The organism is Streptomyces sp. NPDC028314 (assembly GCF_055565795.1).
On sequence record NZ_JBVHTP010000007.1, the window covers coordinates 45,723 to 64,591 of the forward strand.

Below are 18,869 nucleotides of genomic sequence, written 5' to 3' on the forward strand. Positions count from 1 at the left end.
CCCCCAGCGGCCGGCGGCGGCCGTCAGCGGGCGTCAGTGGGCGTGCGGGCCCTGGCGGTGCACCGGTCCGTGGGCGTCCGCGCAGTGCCCGTCCCGGGCGGGCGGCTCGCCCGCCCGGCCGACGGAGAGCAGGGCGTCCTGTACGTGGTCCACCTGGAGGGTGGTGTGGGTGATCCCGTACTCCTTGTCCAGCAGCCCTTCCAGATCGCGGCGCACCGCGTGGCAGTCGCCCGCAGGCTCCACCAGGACGTGCGCCGAGAGCGCCGCCTGACCGGAGGTGATCGTCCAGATGTGCAGGTCGTGCACCTCGCTCACCGGCGGGTGCCCGGCCAGCCGGTCGCCGACCGCGTCCGGGTCCATGTGCGCCGGAGCGGCCTCCAGGAAGATCCGGCCGGACTCGCGGACCAGCCCGTAGCCCGCCTTGACCATCAGCACCACCACGATCAGCGAGGCGATCGCGTCGGCCTGTACGAAACCGGTGGTGAGCACGATCAGACCGGCCACGGCGGTCCCGATGAAGGCGAAGAGGTCGTTCAGCACGTGCTGGTAGGCGCCCTCCACGGCCAGCGACGTGCGGTTCGCCCGCGAGATGCACCAGGCCGCCGCGACGTTGACCACGATCCCCGCGAGAGCCGTGACCAGGACCGGCCCGCCCTCCACCGGCGGCGGATCGATCAGCCGGCGCACCGCCTCGTACGCCAGCCAGACGGCCAGCAGGAGCAGCGTCAGCCCGTTGGCCTGCGCGGAGAGTATCTCCGCGCGCTTGAGTCCGTACGTGAACCCGCCCCGCGCCGGCCGGGCGGCGAGCCGCATCGCGATCAGCGCGAGGACGATCGAGACGGCGTCGGTCAGCATGTGCGCGGCGTCGGAGATCAGGGCCAGCGAGTGGGCCATGACGCCGATGACCACCTCGACGGCCATGAAGCCGGCGATCAGGCCGAGGGCGATTCCCAGCCAGCGGCGGTCGGCATCGGGGTCGACCCCGTGACTGTGCCCGCCGTGACCACCGTGCCCGCCGTGGCCGTGGCCGTGACTGTGGCCCTGCTGGTTCGCGTGGTCGTGCCCGGTCATGGCATCCCCCGTTTGTTCGGTTCCGACGCGTGAAGTGAAGCGCACCTCGGCGAGATGGGCAAAGGCTGCAACGGGGACCGTTGTCATTACCCATAAGAGGCCTCTGACCTGCGGTTATGCCGGGCCGGTCGGATCGTGGGAAAATCTGACCATGGTCCAGCGCTCCGGTGTGCCGACCGCACCCGAACTCGTCCTGGAGACGGCCTCGGGCTCCACCACGATGAGCCCGGTCCGCACGTACCACGTGGGCCGGGACCCCCTCTGCGAGATCTGCCTGGACGACACCCGCGTCTCCTGGCACCACGCGGTCCTGCGCCCCGACGGCGACCACTGGACCGTCGAGGACGAGAACAGCACCAACGGCACCTGGGCCGACGGGCGCCGCATCCGCCGCTGGACCGTCGGCGCGGGCAGCGAACTGCGCTTCGGCAGCGCGGACGACGGCCCGCGTGCCGTCCTCGTCGGTCCCGGACCCCGGCTCGCGGTACGGCCCGAGCCGCCGTCCCGCCCCCTCGCCGACGCCCGGCCCCCGCGCCCGTCGTCCGTGTCGAACCCCGGGCTGACCGGCACCTTCGCCCGGCCGACCTCCGTACGTCCACTGCCCGCGCGGACCGCCGTACGCATCGGCCGCGCAGCCGACAACGACCTCGTCGTCGACGACCTCGTCGTCTCCCGCCGGCACGCCGAACTGCACGCACTCGCCGACGGCACGTACGAGATCACCGACCTCGGCAGCCACAACGGCACCTACCTCAACGGCGCCCGCGTCGACCGCTCCCCGATCGCCCAGGGGGACATCGTCGGCATCGGCCACACCGCCTTCTGCCTGGTTGGCGACCAGCTCCAGGAGTACGTGGACACCGGCGAGGTCTCCCTGGACGTCCAGGACCTCGCCGTCGCCGTCGACCACGGCCGCAAGGTCCTGCTCGACCACGTCTCCTTCCCCGTCGGAGCCAAGTGCCTGCTCGCCGTCGTCGGCCCCAGCGGCGCCGGCAAGTCCACCCTGCTGGGCGCCCTGACCGGGCTGCGCCCCGCCGACCAGGGCAGCGTCCTCTACGACGGCCGTGACCTCTACCGCGACTACGCCGAACTCCGCAGCCGCATCGGCCTCGTCCCGCAGGACGACATCCTGCACAGCCAGCTCACCGTCCGCCGCGCCCTCACCTACGCCGCCGAACTGCGCTTCCCGCAGGACACCGCGAAGGCGGAACGGCAGGCCCGCGTGGACGAGGTGATCGGCGAACTGGGCCTGGGGCAGCGCGCCGACCAGCCCATCCACAGCCTCTCCGGCGGCCAGCGCAAACGCGTCTCCGTCGCGCTGGAACTGCTCACCAAACCCTCGCTGCTCTTCCTCGACGAGCCCACCTCCGGCCTCGACCCCGGAATGGACCGCTCGGTGATGCACATGCTGCGCAGCCTCGCCGACGACGGCCGCACGGTCATCGTGGTCACCCACAGCGTCCTGAGCCTCGACGTCTGCGACCGGCTGCTCGTCCTCGCCCCCGGAGGGCGCATCGCCTACTTCGGGCCGCCCGGGGAGACCCTCGGCTTCTTCGGCTTCGACCAGTGGCCCGAGGCCTTCGAAGCCTTCGAGAGCCAGCAGGACCGCGACTGGGCCGGACAGTACGCGGCCTCGCCCCAGCACCGCCGGTACGTGAGCGGCGCCGCCCACCAGCCCCCGGCCGAAGGCAGCCGGGCGGGCCAGGCCGCAGCCGTGGCCCCGCCGCCCAAGGCCCAGAGCTGGGGCGCCCAGCTCTCGACCCTGATCCGGCGGTACGCCGCCGCGCTCAGCGCCGACCGGACCTTCCTCGCCATCATGATCGCGCTGCCCTTCGTCATGGGTGCGATGGCCCGCGCCCTGGCCGGCAGCACCCTCACCCAGGAGACGGCGATCAACGCCCTGCTCATCCTGTGCGTGGGCGGCGTGCTCACCGGAGCCGCCAACGCGGTACGGGAACTCGTCAAGGAGCGGACCATCTACCAGCGCGAGCGCGCGGTCGGCCTGTCGCGTTCCGCGTACCTGATGTCCAAGGTCGTGGTGCTGGGCGCCATCACCGTGGCGCAGGCCGTGGTCCTGACCCTCGTCGCCCTGTTCGGAGTGAAGACGAACGCCCCGGACGGCAAGGGCGTCCTCCTGCCGCCGCTGGTCGAGATCACCATCGCCGTCGCCCTGTTGTCCTTCACCGCGATGATGCTCGGCCTGCTGGTCTCCGCCCTGGTCCGCAAGGAGGAGGTAACCATGCCCCTGCTGGTCCTCCTCGCCATCGTCCAGGTGGTGTTCTGCGGAGCCCTCCTCCAGCTCGACGGAGTGCCGGTGATCGAGCAGCTGGCCTGGCTCGTCCCCTCGCGCTGGGCGCTCGGCGCGATGGCGGGCACCATCGACCTGGGCGCGATCGTGCCCGGCAGACTGACCGACGATCCGCTGTTCGCCCACTCCGCCGGGGTGTGGCTGCTGAACCTCGGGATGCTCGTCGCCCTGTCGGTGCTGTTCGGGGTGCTCGTCTCGCGGCTGCTGCGGCGGCACGAGCCCGCGATCATGCGGAAGTAGGCCCCATGACGAGCCCCGAGGGGATCGCGGACTTCCGGCCCACGCACGTCGTACCGCGGGACGGGCTGCCCGCCTGGGAGGCGCCGGACGTCTCCCGGCCCACCGCCTCGCTGGACGCCTTCCTCCCCGTGCAACTGGTGTCCCGGCGCGGTGAATGGGGGGAGGTCCGGTGCTCCAACGGGTGGTCCGCCTGGGTGGACGGACGGCTGCTGGTGGCCGTGCCGCAGCCGCCGCCGACGACGGGCCGGCCGCTGTCGCGCACCGAGGACCCCCGGCCGCTGCTCGCCCGGAGCGCCGACGTCCTGGAGCGCTACCGCCGGGCCGCCGAGGAGCTCGGCTCCGGGCGGGTGGACGCCGAGGCCTTCCGGCGCGGGACCCGGGGGCTGCGCGCCGGGGTGGTGCTCGACGGGGCGGAGGTCTGGCTGTACGACGAGGCCAGCGGGCGGTGGATGTACGGCGACGGGAGCCGGCTGGCGACCTGCGCGGTCGTGTCGGGACCGGACGCCCCGCCCGCGCAGGGGCCGCCGGAGGCGGAAGCGGACTCCGGGCCGGCGGCCGACGTACCACCGCATGCGCGCAGTTCACCGGCACGGGCCGCCCCGGCCGCCCCCGGCGACGGCCTGCCCGACGCGCCGCCCGACGTACCGCCCGACGCGCCGCCCGATGCCGCGCCCGGGACCCCCTCCGGGCACGATCCGACGCGCATCGCGGACGTGCCCGAGGGCGGGGGACGGTGATGTCCGCCGCCGGTTCCCTGGGCGGACGGCCGTCCGGCCTGCTGGGCAAGCGGATCGCCGGGTACCAGGTGGAGAGCGAGATCGGGCGCGGCGGGATGGCCGTCGTCTACCGGGCGCGGGACCTGCGCCTGGAGCGGACCGTGGCCCTGAAACTGCTCGCCCCGGAGCTGGCCCGCAACGACACCTTCCGCCGGCGGTTCGCGCACGAGTCGAAGGTGGCGGCGGCCATCGACCACCCGCACATCGTTCCGGTCTTCGAGGCGGGGGAGACGGACGGCCTGCTGTACATCGCCATGCGCTACGTCGCCGGACAGGACCTGCGTGCCCTGCTGGACCGCACCGGTCCGCTGCCGGTGGCGACGGCGGCGCGGATCGCGGGGCAGGTGGCGTCGGCGCTGGACGCGGCGCACGACCACGACCTGGTCCACCGCGACGTGAAACCGGGCAACATCCTGGTCGCCGGGGGCACCGACAGCGAACACCCCGAGCACGTGTACCTGACGGACTTCGGCCTGACGAAGAAATCGCTGTCGCTGACCGGGTTCACGAGCGTCGGGCAGTTCGTCGGGACGCTGGACTACGTGGCGCCCGAGCAGATCTCCGGGAAACCGGTGGACGGGCGGTGCGACGTCTACAGCCTGGGGTGCGTGGTCCACGAGATGCTGACCGGCGGACCTCCCTTCCGGCGCGACGACGACATGGCCCTGCTCTGGGCCCACCAGTACGATCCGCCGCCCGCGGTGACCTCGCGGCGGCCGGACGTACCCGTGGCGGTCGACGCGGTACTGGCGAAGGCGCTGGCCAAGTCCCCGGAGGAACGGTGGCGCAGCTGCCTGGAGTTCACCGGGGCGCTGCGGCGGGCGGGGGAGGAGCCGGTGGCGGGCGCCGAGGGGTCCGCGGCGGGCCGCCGCCACCCGCCGACGAGGGTGGCCGCGCCCCCGGGTTCCGGGGGCGCGGCCCCGGCCCCCGCGTCGGCGTCGGCTTCGGCTTCGGTGGATCCCGGGCCACCGCCTCCGCCGCCGCGCTGGGCGATGCCGGTGTTCCGGCCGAGGGACCGGGAGTGAGCCCGTACCGGGGCGAGGTCAGGGGCCGGGGTCACCGGGGGCGACGAGGCAGAGCACGTACGCCCTGACGTCCGCGTGCGAGGCGGAGGCGTACCAGCCCTTGCGGCCCCGCCCGTCGACGACGGGGTGGCTGGCGAGGAGGGGGCCGGTCTTCCCGTTCTCCAGCGAGTAGCCGCCGGACTGCGCGAGCAAGCCGTCGGGACAGTAGACCGCGCTGACGGACACCTTGCGGGAGCTCGCGTCCTGCGCACCGACAGGACCGGCCAGATAGCGGGCCCCGGTGGGCGTCGCCTCCGTGGGGAGAGCGGTGGACAGGGTCAGGGCGACAGCGGAGACGGCAAGCAGGCCGCCGGCGTGGAGCGGCCGGAACAGGCCTTTAAACGTGTTCACGGAGGTGAGGTTGGCATGCAGAAACGATGCCCCGATGAACCGATATCCACCCGTTCACCCGTACGGACCAGCGGTTTCCGGAAGTAGCTGCGTTCGGCACCAAGTTGAGGCGGAAGAAGCGGACGAGAGACGGCCTAGTCCACCCGGCCGGCGCGGCGCAGGGGACGGGCCGCCAGCGCGCCGAGGAAGCCCGCGGCGGCGCCCCACAGCAGCGCGAGGCCCACGTTGCGCCAGAGATCCGGGGTGAGGTCCACCTTCCCGCCGAGGCCGCCCACATCGCCGATGCCCAGCAGGGACAGGCCGAACCGGGCCTGCGCGCCGGCCAGCAGGCACACCGCCAGCGTGGCCAGCGCGAGGGCCACGCCCAGGTGGAGCGCGTGCTGCCAGGCGCGTACGTGCGCGGGGGACCGTACGGCCGCCAGCGCGCCCGCACCCAGCAGCAGGACGGCGGCCACCGGGACCAGCCACCACGCCCGGGAGTCGTGCTCCGCGAGCGAGGCCACGTCGACCGTGGACAGGTCGGGCCCGCGCAGCACCTGGTCCAGCAGCTGCGGAACCGGCAGCCCGAACGGCCCTTCCACCCGGCCCTCCCACGATCCTCCCAGGCCCAGGGTCAGCCCGAGCCACGCCAGGTTGGGCAGGCCCAGCAGGATCACGGCCAGCGTCCGCGCGGCATGCCCCTGGGTCGCCGCGACCACCAGAGCGACGACCAGGGCGAGGGCCACGTAGGTCAGGAGCAGGACGACGGTGGCGAAGGCGGCCGGGCGCACCGCCGTGTGGAAGCGCACCAGAGCGACGGGCAGCGGAGCCCGCCGGGACGCCAGCAGGGCGACCAGCAACAGGCCGAGGATCCACAGGAGTCCGAAGAGCAGGGTGGTCGGCAGGTCAGCCCTGAAGCCCACGGTCGGGGCGGAGTCGAGGAGTTCGCTGATCTCTCCGACGGGGGAGTCGCCGGTGGAGATCCCGAAGGTCTGCCGGGCGAGCAGCGCGGCGCCGGTGAGGGCGAGCAGCCACAGCACCACCAACGGGACGGCTCGGCGCAGCAGTTCGCCCGGTCCGGCCACCGCCCGGTTGTGCAGGGGCCGCAGGAAGCAGAAGGCGGCGGTCAGGGCGCCGGCCAGACTCACCGACAGCGGCAGTACGGACAGGCTCGCGTCGGCCCCGGCCAGGAAGCCGGCCTCGCCGGACACCTCGACCGAACCGCCGGCCGCCATCACGACCACGGCGGCGACCACCCGGGGGAACGCCCCGCCCGGAAGGTCGCCCGCGCCCGCGCAGGCCAGTCCCGCCGCGGCGACCGCGGCCATCACCACGAAGCCGGCCACGGCGGCGACGAGGGCGTCACGCCAGGCCCTCGCGGAGCCACCGGATGAGGTTGCTGACGTTCGGCTCACGCTGCAACCGTAGGCACCCTCGGCTTGCGGCCACCACCTGGACACCGCACACAATGGTCCGCAGGAGTGCAGTAAATCCGGAGATTTCCGTACAGCGCCCGGGGAGTGCGGCGCCGACGGGACGTCCACCCGGGACCGGAACTCCTCCGCCTGGGAAGAGGAGCCCGTGACCACGCAACCCTCCGGCCAGGAGCCGCCGCGGCCCCCGCAGTCCTCGCAGCCGCCGAACGGGTCCTCGCAGCCGCCGTCCGAGCGCCCCACGGGGCCTCCTTCCGGCCCGCTCTCGGGCGGCCGCCAGGGGACCCCGCCTCCGACGGCCCCGCCGCCTCCCGGAGGGCCCTCGGAGCCCGGCGGAGCCGGCGGCCCGGGCGGGCCGCCGGCCAAGGGCCCGTGGTGGCGGTCCGTGCCCCGGCTGGCGGCAGCGGTCGTCGCGCTGGCGGCGGTCGCTGCGCTGGTGGTGGTCCTGACCCGGCCCAGCGGAACCTCCACCCGGCAGGGCGGCGGGGAGGTCTTCCTGCAGCCCGCCGCCGCGACCGGACCCGACCCGTTCACCGAGTCGACGGCGGCGAAGGAGGCCACGCCACCTCCGGAGAGCCCGCCGCCACCCGGTCGGAGTACCGCGCCGACCGGCACCACCGGTACGACGGTCACCCGCAGCGTCAGCGGCGCGTCACCCGGCCTGTACGGCGGCACCCGGAACATCGCCAGCTGCGACGTGGAGAAACAGATCAGGGTGCTCTCCGCGCAGCCCGCCAAGAACGCCGCCTTCGCCTCGGCCCTCGGCATCCGGCCGGACGCCGTACCGGGCCACCTCCGCTCGCTGACCCCCGTCCAGCTCCGGACGGACACCCGGGTCACGAACCACGGCTACCGCGACGGCCGGGCCACCGCCTACCAGGCGGTGCTCCAGGCCGGGACGGCGGTGCTGGTGGACGGCCGCGGGGTGCCGCGGGTGCGCTGCGCCTGCGGGAACCCGCTGGGCGAGCCGGTGGCGCTGAAGGCCGAACCGAAGCGCACCGGCCGGTCCTGGCCCTCGTACCGGCCGGCGGACGTCGTGGTGATCGCGCCGTCGGTGAAGATCGTGAACACCTTCGTGATCTACGACCACCACGACCAGGTCTGGTACGAGCGGGACCGGGGAGACCGCCAGGGCAAGCACGACCGGCCCGTGCCGCCACCGGTGACCCCGACCCCCACCCCGACGCTCACCGAGCCGCCCGTGACCAGCTCGCCGCCGGTCCCCGACACCCCGACGGACACCCCCACCGGCACCCCGGAGGAGTCCTCCTCCGACACGCCGTCCGGCACGCCCTCCGACACCCCGGAGGAGTCCCCGTCCGACACCCCGTCCGGCACGCCGGAAGGGTCCCCCTCCGACACCTCGAAGGACACCTCGGAGGCCTCGCCGCCCCAAGCCCTCGTCGACCCCTCCGGCAGCCCGCCCGCCGAGCCGCCGTCCCCGGCGCCCCCCTCCGGGCCGGGCACGCGGCCGGACTGAAGACGCCACCCCGCGCGCACCGCAACGGCAGGCGGTCCGCAGGCCGGTGGCGCGGGAGGCGGCGAGGCCGGCGGCCGTCACGGCGGGGGTACGGTCCGCGTGCCGTCCGCGTGCCGTCCGGCGGGGAAGAGTGAGACCCTGGCTGCATGGACCAACGGGGACGAAACACCCCCGAGGTCGACTGGCCCGCGCGGCCCGACACGAGTCTCGCGCTCAACCGCATGGGCACCTTCGACTGGGACCTCGACAGCGGACAGATGCATCTGGACCCCACCGCCCTCGAGGTCCTCGACCTGCGCCCGGACGAGTTCAGCGGGACCCCCGAAGGGCTCCGGAGCCGGGTCGTGCCGGGCGAGGAGGCGCGGCTCGACGCACGCGTCGCGCAGGCGCTGAAGGACGGGCGCAGCCACTACGGGGCCTACTTCCGCAGCCGGCGGCGCGACGGCACCCGCGGCTGGACCCATGTCCAGGGGCACATCCTGCGGGACCCGCACGGCCGCCCGTACCGGGTCATCGGCATCCTGCGCGACGCCGCCCACGACCCCGGGGAGCCGGGGGCCGCGGGCGAGCGGGACGAGGGGCGGCGCCGGATGACCGGGGTCGTCGAGCGGACCACCGCGATCCTGGCCCACGCCCGCACCGTCAACGACGTGACGGACGTGCTCAAGGACCCGCAGGCCCTCGGCCACCTGGGCGCGGTCAGCGTGATGCTCGGAGTGGTCGACGGCGGGCGGATCCACCTGGTCGCGGAGGGGCAGCTGGGCTCGTACGTGCCCGAGATCGAGTACACCCGGATGGACGCCGAGCTGCCGATGAGCGAGGCCGTACGGAGCCTCCAGACGGTCTACATCGCCTCACGGGAGGAGTTCCGGCGGCGCTACCCGCAGCTGTGGCCGTACATCGAACCCCTCGACGTGCGCAGCGGGGTCTACCTGCCCCTGATCGCCCAGGGCCGTCCCGTCGGCGCGCTGGGGCTCCTCTACGCCCGGGACGGGGACTTCACCGCCGAGGAGCGGAACCTGCTGGTGGCGCTGGGCAGCGGCATCGCACAGAGCCTCCAGCGGGCCATCCTCTTCGAGCAGGAGCACGACCTGGCGGAGGGGCTCCAGCGCGCGATGCTGCCGCGCCGGATCCCGGAGGTGCCGGGCGCGCGGATCGCCGTGCGGTACCGGGCGGCCAGGATGGGCCGGGACATCGGCGGCGACTGGTACGACGTGATCCCCCTCGGCGAGGGCCGGGTCGGGGTGATGATCGGGGACGTGGAGGGGCACGACACCGACGCGGCCGCCGTCATGGGCCAGCTGCGGATCGTGCTGCGCGCGTACATCACGGAGGGACACACCCCCGGCACGGCGATGGCACGGGCCTCGACGTTCCTGCGGGAGCTGGCGACGGAACGCTTCGCCACCTGCGTCTACGGCGAAGTGGACCTCAACACCGGCATGCTGCACCTGGTCCGGGCCGGCCACATCGACCCGGTGGTCCGGCGCGGCGACGGCAGCTGCCACCGGATCCAGGCGGCCGGCGGCCTCCCGCTCGGACTGCCGGCCCGGGACGAGCCCGGCACCGGTACCGGCTACCCCGTCACCAGCATCGAACTGCACCCCGGCGACACCCTGCTGCTCTGCACGGACGGCCTGACCGAACGGCCCGACGGCGACCCCGAGACCGGGATGCGGCAGGTCATGGAGGCGGTCCGCAGCGGCCCGGTCGAGGTCGAGCATCTCGCCGACGTGCTGTGCGACCTCGTCGGGGACGCGGGTGGCGGGGACGACATGGCGCTGCTCCTGCTGCGCCGCCGCGGCGCGCCCGCCCCGCGGGGCGGGGGCCCGCTGCACCACCACCTCCACCCCGGCGACCCGGAGGCCCCGGCGATGGCCCGGCATCTGATCAGGGCGGCGGTGGCCGCCTGGGGCGCCAGGGACCGGGCGGACGAGATCGAGCTGGCCGCCGACGAGCTGATGACCAACGCGCTGGTGCACACCGACGGCGGCGGCGAGGTCAGCATGCGGCTGACCGCCGACGGCCGGATCCGGGTCGAGGTCGCGGACTCCAGCAGCGCCCTGCCGCACCGCTGCGAGGCGGGGGACTGGGCGGTGTCGGGGCGCGGCCTGATGCTGGTCGACCGGCTGGCGGACGACTGGGGCGTGGAGCCCCGGGGCGCCGGGAAGTGCGTGTGGTGCGAGTTCGCCGTCCCGGGGCCGGCCGCGTAGGCCGCGCGCGGCGCGGTGCGGACGGGTCAGATCGCGGCGTACGGGCCCTGCGCGGCCTTGATGTTCTGCAAGGCCGTCAGCTTGCGGACGAACAGGACGGTGACGACGGCAGCGGCCACCCCGACGAGGGAGCCGAAGACGGCCGCGGCGTAGGCGGTGCTCAGCTTCTCGGGGGTTTCCGCCCTGTCGTACATCGTGGCCGCTGCCCGCTCGATCACCGTCATGGCGACGAACAGCACCCACCAGCCGACGAGGAGCGAGCGCGACTGCGTCCGGTGCTCGCCCTGGGGGCCGAGCTGGGTGCTCGCCTTCCAGGTCTGGCCGGCGATCCGGCACGGGATGACGAAGTTGGCGAAGGGGATGAACCAGCCGCCGATGGCCCAGCCGCTGGACATCGTGAACGCGTCGGGACGGAAGATCTCGCCGTTCGTGCGCACGCGGTGGAACCAGATGACGAACACCACCGACGTGGCGGCGAAGACGATGACGTCGACCACGGACGAGGCGGCGGTGAGGACGTCGGCCAGGTCGAGGGAGCTGCCGGACACCTCGGCGGGATCCGCCAGCACGTCCTGGAGGAGCGTCCACCCGTACAGGTTGGAGCCCGCGGCGAAGAGGGCGGCCAGGCCCGACAGGGAGAGCAGCACGGTCAGAGCGGTCGAAAGGCCCTGCGGGGAACGCAGTACGTCGACGGCGACCGCGGGCGGTGGTGAGGCGGGCGTGCTGAAGGACATGTGGAACCCCCCACGGGAACGTGTGACATCCGAGAAAAGAAAGGCCCGCTGACGCGCGAGCAGCCCGAACATATGTCAGTACGGCGCCACGATCCAAAGGCGGGCAACGGCCTAGAGCAGCACCAGCGTGACCTCGGTGGCCTTCACGCTCGCCCACACGTCGGCCCCGTCGACCACGCCCAGTTCGGCCGCCGCCTCGGGGGTGATCTCCGCGACCAGGTCGGGGGCCTCGGTGAGGGCGACGAGTACGCGCAGCCGGCTGCCGACGGCGGTGATCTCCCGTACGGTGCCGGGCCAGACGTTGCGGGGGCTGCCGCCCGGGCGCTCCCGGTGCAGGGACACCGCCTCCGGGGCGATGATCGCGAGGGCCTCGGCCCCCTCCGGCAGGGCCTCGGGGACCACCAGCCGGCCGCCTCCGGCCAGGCCCAGCCCCTTGGCGTCGGCCTTGCCGGGCCAGGCGTTGCGGCCCAGCATGCGGGCCACCCACGGGGAGCGGGGATGGCGGGTGACCTCGGAGGGCGCGGCGTCCTGGAGGGTCTGCCCGTCGGCGAGTACGAGGACCCGGTCGGCCAGCGACACCGCCTCCACGGGGTCGTGGGTGACGATCAGGCAGACGCCGCCGAAGCCCGCCAGATGGGTGCGCAGGGTGTGGCGGACGCGCGCCCGGGTGGTCTGGTCGAGGGCCGCGAGGGGCTCGTCGAGCAGCAGCAGCCGGGGGCGGGCCGCCAACGCCCGGGCCAGGGCTACGCGTTGGGCCTGGCCGCCCGACAGTTGCGCCGGCTTGCGGCGCGCGAGGTGGCCGACGCCGAGCCGGTCCAGCCAGGCCTGCGCTTCGGCGCGCGCCTCGGCACGCGGCACCCGGCGGGCGCGCAGCCCGTACGCGGTGTTGGCCAGCGCGTTCAGGTGCGGGAAGAGCGCTCCGTCCTGCGGGACCCAGGCCACCCGCCGCTTGTGCGGGGGCAGTGCGGTGACGTCCGTGCCGCCCAGCTTGAGGTCGGCGTGGGCGCGGGGGGTCAGCCCGAGCAGGGCGCGCAGCAGGGTGGTCTTGCCCGCGCCGTTCTCGCCGACGACGGCGATGGTGGTGCCCGGCTCCGCGTCGAGGGTGAGCCGGTTGAAGCCGGTCACCTCGGCGTGCATCGGCCAGCGCCCGCCGTCGTGCGGGGCTGCGGCGGGGGTCTCGGGGCCGAGGGGGGCCGGGGGTTCCTCGGTTGCCGCGGGGGCCTCTGCGCCCTTGCGGGCGGCGGGGGTTCCGGCCCAGCGGCCGCGCAGGGCGATCAGTACGCCCATGGCGATCGCGAGCAGCAGCAGCGAGACGGACGTGGCCGCCTCGGGGCTGTCCTGGAGCAGCAGGTACACCTGGAGCGGCAGGGTCTGGGTGGTGCCCGGCAGGTTGCCGGCGAAGGTGATGGTCGCGCCGAACTCACCGAGCGCGCGGGCCCAGGTGAGGGCCGCGCCGGCGATCAGGCCGGGGGCGACCATGGGCAGGGTCACGGTGAAGAACACCCGTACCGGCGAGGCGCCGAGGGAGCCCGCGGTCTCCTCGTAGTTCTGCCCGAGCCCGCCCAGCGCCCCCTCCAGGCTGATGACGAGGAACGGCATGGCCACGAAGGTGGCGGCGACGACCGCCCCGGAGGTGTGGAAGGGGAGCGTGATGCCGAAGGTGCCCTCCAGCCAGGGCCCGAGCAGCCCGCGCCGCCCGAAGCCCAGCAGCAGGGCCACGCCGCCGACGGTGGGCGGCAGCACCATGGGGAGCAGTACGAGGGACCGTACGAAGGCCTTCCCCCGGAACTCCACCCGCGCCAGCAGCCAGGCGAGCGGCACACCGAGCAGGAGGGAGAGCCCGAGGGCCCAGAAGGACACCACCAGCGAGAGCTCGAGCGCCTCGACGACGCCCGGGCTGGTCAGGTGGGTGCCGAGCTCGCCCCACTGGGTGCGGGTCAGGATGCCCACGAGCGGCAGCAGCAGGAACGCGACGGCGAGCAGCGCGGGGAGCGCCAGGGCCACGGGCGGCCGGACGCGGTGACGGACTCTGGGCATGTGGGGTTCCTGGGTGGGGGGCGAGAGGGACTGCCTGTCCCCCCGGACCAGGCAGCCCCTCTCTATATCCGGATTTCCGGGCGCCGGCCGACCGGTTACGACTTCTGGAAGCCCGCGTCCTGGAGGATCTTCTGCGCCTCGGGCGTGCTCAGCCACGCGACGAACGCGGCGGCGGCGTCGGTGTTCTTGGACTGCTTGAGCGTGGCGGCCGGGTAGGAGGCCACGGCGTTCTGCTCGTCCGGGATGTCGACGACGGCGACCTTGTCACCGGACTTGAGGGTGTCCGTCTTGTAGACGAGGCCGGCGTCGGCCTCACCCAGCTCGACCTTGCTCAGGACGGCGCGGACGTTGGGCTCCTGGGAGACCGGCTTGACCTCGATCTTCTGCGCGTCGAGGATCTGCTTGCTGTAGCGGCCGACCGGGACCTCGGGCGCGGCGAGCACGACCTTGATCTTGGTGTCGGCAAGGTCCTTCAGCTCGTCGATCTTGAAGGGGTTGCCCTTGCCGCCGGCGATGACCAGGCGGTTCTTGGCGATGACCGTCGCGTCGTTGGTCTCGGCCTTGAGGCCGTCCATCGTCTTGGTGTCGGCGGTGACCAGCGCGTCGGCCGGGGCGCCCTGCTTGACCTGGGCGGCGAGCTCCTGCGAACCGGCAAAGGAGAAGGTGACCTTCGTGCCCGGGTGCGCCTTCTCGTACGCGGCACCCGCGGTCTTGAAGACGTCGGTGAGGGAGGACGCGGCCAGCACCGTCAGGTTCGCGGCCTTGGGCTCGGCGGAGGCCGAGGCGGAGGAAGCGGTGCTCGGGGAGGCGCCCGCGTCGTTCTTCTTCTCGTCACTGCTGCCGCAGGCGGCCAGCACGGGCACCAGGAGGGCGGCGGTGAGGGCGGCGGCGGTGGTGCGGCGGCGGGTCAGGGTCGGGGACATGGGCAGGAGCTCCTCGGTCGGGTCGGCGGCCGGCCTGATGCCGGGACCGCGCGGTGGTGACCCGCGCCGGTGACGGGCGGAGCGGGTGGGGACGTGCGTTGGTGCTGAGCGGTGGTGCGGGGACCGCGCGATGCGGCCGAACCCTCACGGATCGGCTGCGGACCTGCTGGGAGGCAAGGTGGGGATCAGGTGCGGTCGATGTGCACACTGGTGGACTTCACACGGGCGGTGGCCCGCATGCCGACCTCCAGTCCGAGCTCCTCGACGGCCTCACGGGTGAGCAGGGAGACCAGGCGGTGGGGACCGGCCTGGATCTCGACCTGGGCGGCCACGTCGCCGAGCTTGACGGCCGTGACGATGCCCGGGAAGGCGTTGCGCGCCGAGGTGTAGGGCTCCTCGTCCTCGGTGTGGGCTCCCTGGCCCACCTCGACGGAGAAGGCGGCCAGGGCGCGGCCGTCGATCAGGCGACGACCGCCCTCGTCGCGATGGGTCGCGACCCGGCCGGCGTCTGCCCAGCGGCGCGCCGTGTCCGGGCTGACGCCCAGCAGACGCGCGGCCTGTCCGATGGTGTAGGACTGCATGGGCGACAAGGTAGGTCCACTTGTCCCGCATTTGCAATTCCATTGGGACGATGTACATGGCAGATGCTATGGGTATTGGTGTTTCTGCCAAAACCCCTTCCGCTTCCCCCTCTCCGGATCGCTACAGTCGGGGCATGGCTGAAGAGGTAACGGGAACGGTGCGGGTGGACGCGTGGATCTGGTCCGTGCGCCTGACGAAGACCCGCTCGACGGCGGCGACCGCCTGCCGGGCGGGCCACGTGAAGGTCAACGGCGAGCGCGCCAAGCCGGCCCAGCCCGTTCGCGCGGGGGACGAGGTACGGCTCTTCCACGCGGGGCGTGAGCGGATCGTGGTGGTCCGGCGGCCGGTGGCCAAGCGGGTCGGTGCACCGGTGGCCGCCGAGTGCTTCGTGGACAACAGCCCGCCGCCGCCCACCCCCGTCGAGGCCGCCGTGGTCGGCATCCGGGACCGCGGCGCGGGCCGGCCGACGAAGAGGGAACGCCGCGAGATCGAGAGCCTGCGCGGCCGCTGAGGGCCGTGCCGCCAAAGCCGCGTCCGGCCGGTGGGGTCAGACCCCCGTCCGGCCGGTGGGGTCAGACCTTGCGGTACGTGTACGCCTCGCCGGCCGCGTCGGCCACCGCGTCCAGCGGGGCTCCGGCGGAGGCGGCCACCAGGGCTGCCACCGCGCCCTCCAGGAAGGGCGCGTCGACCAGCCGGCACCCTGCGGGCAGCTCCTCGTCCAGCAGGAGCGCCTTGACCGTGAGCACCGAACTGCCCATGTCCACGAGGACCGCGATGCCCTCGCCCTGGTCCACGGCCCGGGCGGCGGCCACGATCAGCTCCGAGCTGGTGCCGAGCCCACCGTCCGCCGTGCCGCCCGCCGTTGCGATCGGGGCCATCGGCCCGCCCGCGGCCAGGCCCCGGGCCAGCGCGGCCACCGAGTCCGCGACCTCCGCGCTGTGGGAGACCAGTACGATCCCGACCGTCGGCCGCGCGGTCATCCGCGCGGCTCCGCGACCTCGGCCAGCGCCGTGAGCAGCAGGGCGGAGGAGGTGGCGCCCGGGTCCTGGTGCCCGATGCTGCGCTCGCCGAGGTAACTCGCCCTGCCCTTGCGGGCCTGGAGCGGTACCGTGGCCAGCGCGCCGTTCTCCGCCGCGTCCGCGGCGGCGCGGTAGGAGGTGCTCATCGCGGCCACCCCCGGCACCAGCGCGTCCAGCATCGTCTTGTCGCCCGGTGCGGCGCCGCCGAGCTGGGCCACCGCGCCCACCCCCGCCTGCAGGGCCTGGTGCAGGTCGTCGTCGGAGACCTCCGCGGCGTCCCCGAGCTCCTTGCCCGTGCGCCGCAGCAGCGTCCCGTACAGCGGCCCGGACGCGCCGCCGACCGTGGAGATCAGGGTCCGCCCGGCGAGCTGGAGCACCGCGCCCGGCGTCTGCGGCCGCTCGCCCTCCAGGGCCGCGCGCACGGCGACGAAGCCCCGCAGCAGATTGCTCCCGTGGTCGGCGTCCCCGATGGGGGAGTCGAGTTCGGTGAGCCGGTCGGCCTCCCGCTCGACCGCGGCCGTGGCGGTGTCCATCCAGCGCCGGAAGAAGTCTGCGTCACGCACCGGAATCTCCTTGCCTCACGTCCATCTGGCCTGGTCCCACCGCCACCATACGTTCACCCGCGTGCTCAGCGGCCCCAGCGCAGCGCGGCGGTCTCCACGGGCGCGTCCCACAGGCCCAGCAGCTCCTCGTCGACCCGGCACAGCGTCACCGAACAGCCCGCCATGTCCAGCGAGGTGACGTAGTTTCCGACGAGCGCCCGCGCCACCCGCACCCCGCGCCCGGCCAGCACCCGCGCCACCTCGGCGTGGAACCCGTACAGCTCCAGCAGCGGGGTCGCGCCCATCCCGTTGACCAGGGCGAGCACCGGCCCGTCGGCCGGGGCCACCTCGGCGATCTCCTCCATCACGGCCCCCACCGCGACCTCGGCGATCTCCCGCGAGGTCATCATCGGGCGCCGCTCACGGCCCGGCTCGCCGTGGATGCCGATCCCCAACTCCAGCTCCCCGTCCGGGAGGTCGAAGGTCGGACTGCCCTTCGCGGGGGTCGTGCAGGCGCTGAGGGCCACTCCGAAACTCCGCGAGGCGGCGTTGACCCGGCGGGCGATCTCCGCGACCTCCTCCAGCGGCGCGCCCGCTTCGGCGGCCGCCCCGGCGATCTTCTCGACGAACAGCGTGGCCCCGGTGCCGCGCCGGCCGGCCGTGTACAGGCTGTCGGTGACGGCGACGTCGTCGTTGACCAGCACCCGCTCGACCCGCAGGCCGTCCTCTTCGGCGAGCTCCGCGGCCATGTCGAAGTTCAGCACGTCGCCGGTGTAGTTCTTGACGATGAACAGCACCCCCTGACCGCCGTCGACGGCTTTGGCCGCCCGCAGCATCTGGTCGGGCACGGGGGAGGTGAACACCTCCCCGGGACACGCGGCCGACAGCATCCCGGGCCCCACGAAACCGGCGTGCAGCGGTTCGTGCCCGGACCCGCCCCCGGACACCAGCCCGACCCGCCCCCCGTCGCGCGCACCGCGCCGTACGACGAGCCGGTGCTCGACGTCGACCTCCAGCTCGGGATGCGCCGCGGCCATCCCGCGCAGGGCGTCGGCGACGACGGTCTCCGCACTGTTGATCAGCATCTTCATGCGTATCTCCTGGTGGGCCGAAAGCGGACTCTGGCGGTACTGATACTCGCAGAGCGGGGTGCTTCCATCGCGGAGATCGTGTACGCGGACCGAGTGACACCCCCGGTACGATCTTCGCCGCGGGGGTGCCTCAAGGGCTTCGGTGTCGTCAGGGGGCCACGGGCAGCTGACGCTTGTGTTCGGTGAGGCGGTAGCGGGCGACGATCGTCCCGAAGGTCCGCTCGTCCACCGGCTTGCCCTCCAGGAAGTCGTCGATCTCGTCGTAGGTGACCCCGAGCGCGTCCTCGTCGGCCTTGCCCGGGTCGAGCGTCTCCAGGTCGGCCGTGGGGGTCTTCCACACCAGCTCGGCGGGCGCGCCCAGGGCGTCCGCGACGGCGCGCACCCGGCGCTTGGTCAGGCCGGTCAGCGGCACCAGGTCGGCGGCGCCGTCCCCGAACTTGGTGAAGAAGCCGGAGACCGCCTCGGCGGCGTGGTCGGTGCCGACGACCAGGCCGTCATGCGCGCCGGCCACCGCGTACTGGGCGATCATGCGCTGGCGGGCCTTGATGTTGCCGTGCACGAAGTCCTGCTGGTGGGCGTCGCGGAAGTCGACTCCGGCGGCCAGCGAGGCGTCGAGGGCGGCGTCGCTCGCGGGCTTGATGTCCACGGTCAGCACGTGGTCGGCCCGGATGAAGGAGAGCGCGAGCTGGGCGTCGTGCTCGTCGGCCTGGACCCCGTAGGGCAGCCGCATCGCGTAGAACCGCGCCTCGTGTCCGGCGGCCCGGGCCCGCTCGACGGCGAGCTGGCACAGCCGGCCGGTGGTGGTGGAGTCGACGCCGCCGCTGATGCCCAGCACGAGGGAGCGCAGACCGGTGGAGGTCAGCCGCTCGCTGAGGAAGGTCACCCGGCGCTCGATCTCCCGCTGCGCCTCGAAGGCCTCGGCCACCTGGAGTTCCCGCGCGATCTCCTGCTGCAGGGCGCTGGACGCCGGCTCGCTCACTTCTGCTCCTTCTTCCCTCTTCACGATGTCCTGTCGCGCCCACCCTA

The 18,869-nt window shown here is 73.8% G+C and carries 17 protein-coding genes; 6 read left to right on the top strand and 11 right to left on the bottom strand.

Annotated features, from left to right (window positions below; all coding sequences use genetic code 11):
• Positions 1-33: 33 nt before the first annotated feature.
• Positions 34-1,071, bottom strand: coding sequence for a cation diffusion facilitator family transporter (locus ACZ4TG_RS17595; RefSeq protein ID WP_468163562.1), 1,038 nt, complete (start codon positions 1,069-1,071; stop codon positions 34-36).
• A 151-nt stretch (positions 1,072-1,222) separates the two neighbouring features.
• Between ACZ4TG_RS17595 and ACZ4TG_RS17600 the strand changes: the two genes are divergently transcribed.
• Genes ACZ4TG_RS17600 through ACZ4TG_RS17610 form a run of 3 tightly spaced genes read left to right on the top strand, consistent with a single transcriptional unit; the run spans position 1,223 to position 5,420 of the window.
• On the top strand, positions 1,223-3,619 hold the full coding sequence (locus ACZ4TG_RS17600; RefSeq protein ID WP_468163564.1) for an ABC transporter ATP-binding protein/permease: 2,397 nt from the start codon (positions 1,223-1,225) through the stop codon (positions 3,617-3,619).
• Between the two features lie 5 nt (positions 3,620-3,624).
• Entirely contained in the window at positions 3,625-4,356 is a 732-nt protein-coding gene (locus ACZ4TG_RS17605) for a hypothetical protein (RefSeq protein ID WP_468163566.1), read from the top strand.
• Positions 4,356-5,420 (top strand): serine/threonine-protein kinase, encoded by a 1,065-nt coding sequence (locus ACZ4TG_RS17610; RefSeq protein ID WP_468163568.1) that lies wholly within the window; start codon positions 4,356-4,358, stop codon positions 5,418-5,420. Before ACZ4TG_RS17605 ends, ACZ4TG_RS17610 begins: the two co-directional genes overlap by 1 nt.
• 18 nt (positions 5,421-5,438) lie before the next feature.
• Here the strand turns inward: ACZ4TG_RS17610 and ACZ4TG_RS17615 are convergent, their stop codons facing one another.
• Together ACZ4TG_RS17615 and ACZ4TG_RS17620 are read right to left on the bottom strand one after the other, a co-directional pair.
• Positions 5,439-5,810 carry a hypothetical protein gene (locus ACZ4TG_RS17615; protein ID WP_468163570.1) on the bottom strand — a complete coding sequence of 124 codons (372 nt, stop codon included), beginning with the start codon at positions 5,808-5,810 and terminating at the stop codon, positions 5,439-5,441.
• 134 nt (positions 5,811-5,944) lie between these two features.
• Positions 5,945-7,204 (bottom strand): streptophobe family protein, encoded by a 1,260-nt coding sequence (locus tag ACZ4TG_RS17620; RefSeq protein WP_468163572.1) that lies wholly within the window; start codon positions 7,202-7,204, stop codon positions 5,945-5,947.
• Positions 7,205-7,370: 166 nt separating this feature from the next.
• On the opposite strand from ACZ4TG_RS17620, the gene ACZ4TG_RS17625 reads away from it, so the two are divergent.
• Positions 7,371-8,702 (top strand): DUF6777 domain-containing protein, encoded by a 1,332-nt coding sequence (locus tag ACZ4TG_RS17625; protein WP_468163574.1) that lies wholly within the window; start codon positions 7,371-7,373, stop codon positions 8,700-8,702.
• Positions 8,703-8,848: 146 nt separating this feature from the next.
• Positions 8,849-10,915, top strand: coding sequence for a SpoIIE family protein phosphatase (locus tag ACZ4TG_RS17630; protein ID WP_468163576.1), 2,067 nt, complete (start codon positions 8,849-8,851; stop codon positions 10,913-10,915).
• Positions 10,916-10,941: 26 nt separating this feature from the next.
• Here ACZ4TG_RS17630 and ACZ4TG_RS17635 read toward each other — a convergent pair whose 3' ends face one another.
• From ACZ4TG_RS17635 to ACZ4TG_RS17650, 4 genes are all read right to left on the bottom strand, one after another.
• A complete protein-coding gene (locus ACZ4TG_RS17635) occupies positions 10,942-11,649 on the bottom strand; it encodes a DUF4328 domain-containing protein (protein ID WP_468163578.1) in 708 nt (235 codons plus the stop codon).
• 111 nt (positions 11,650-11,760) lie between these two features.
• The gene (locus ACZ4TG_RS17640; RefSeq protein WP_468163580.1) at positions 11,761-13,686 is read right to left on the bottom strand and encodes an ABC transporter permease; all 1,926 of its coding nucleotides are present in this window, start codon (positions 13,684-13,686) and stop codon (positions 11,761-11,763) included.
• A 95-nt stretch (positions 13,687-13,781) separates the two neighbouring features.
• Positions 13,782-14,609, bottom strand: a complete 828-nt coding sequence (gene modA, locus ACZ4TG_RS17645; RefSeq protein ID WP_468163582.1) for a molybdate ABC transporter substrate-binding protein — start codon at positions 14,607-14,609, stop codon at positions 13,782-13,784.
• Between the two features lie 185 nt (positions 14,610-14,794).
• Entirely contained in the window at positions 14,795-15,190 is a 396-nt protein-coding gene (locus ACZ4TG_RS17650) for a TOBE domain-containing protein (protein WP_053681863.1), read from the bottom strand.
• A gap of 134 nt (positions 15,191-15,324) precedes the next feature.
• On the opposite strand from ACZ4TG_RS17650, the gene ACZ4TG_RS17655 reads away from it, so the two are divergent.
• Positions 15,325-15,702, top strand: coding sequence for an RNA-binding S4 domain-containing protein (locus ACZ4TG_RS17655; RefSeq protein WP_468163585.1), 378 nt, complete (start codon positions 15,325-15,327; stop codon positions 15,700-15,702).
• A 61-nt stretch (positions 15,703-15,763) separates the two neighbouring features.
• Here ACZ4TG_RS17655 and ACZ4TG_RS17660 read toward each other — a convergent pair whose 3' ends face one another.
• From ACZ4TG_RS17660 to nadE, 4 genes are all read right to left on the bottom strand, one after another.
• A complete protein-coding gene (locus ACZ4TG_RS17660) occupies positions 15,764-16,171 on the bottom strand; it encodes a PTS-dependent dihydroxyacetone kinase phosphotransferase subunit DhaM (RefSeq protein ID WP_468163588.1) in 408 nt (135 codons plus the stop codon).
• The gene (dhaL, locus tag ACZ4TG_RS17665; protein ID WP_468164150.1) at positions 16,168-16,743 is read right to left on the bottom strand and encodes a dihydroxyacetone kinase subunit DhaL; all 576 of its coding nucleotides are present in this window, start codon (positions 16,741-16,743) and stop codon (positions 16,168-16,170) included. The genes ACZ4TG_RS17660 and dhaL overlap by 4 nt, the downstream gene beginning before the upstream one ends.
• A 95-nt stretch (positions 16,744-16,838) precedes the next feature.
• Positions 16,839-17,843: a dihydroxyacetone kinase subunit DhaK gene (gene dhaK / locus ACZ4TG_RS17670; protein ID WP_468163590.1), complete on the bottom strand. Its 1,005-nt coding sequence runs from the start codon at positions 17,841-17,843 to the stop codon at positions 16,839-16,841.
• A gap of 148 nt (positions 17,844-17,991) precedes the next feature.
• Positions 17,992-18,822: an ammonia-dependent NAD(+) synthetase gene (nadE, locus tag ACZ4TG_RS17675; protein ID WP_468163592.1), complete on the bottom strand. Its 831-nt coding sequence runs from the start codon at positions 18,820-18,822 to the stop codon at positions 17,992-17,994.
• Positions 18,823-18,869: the final 47 nt, after the last annotated feature.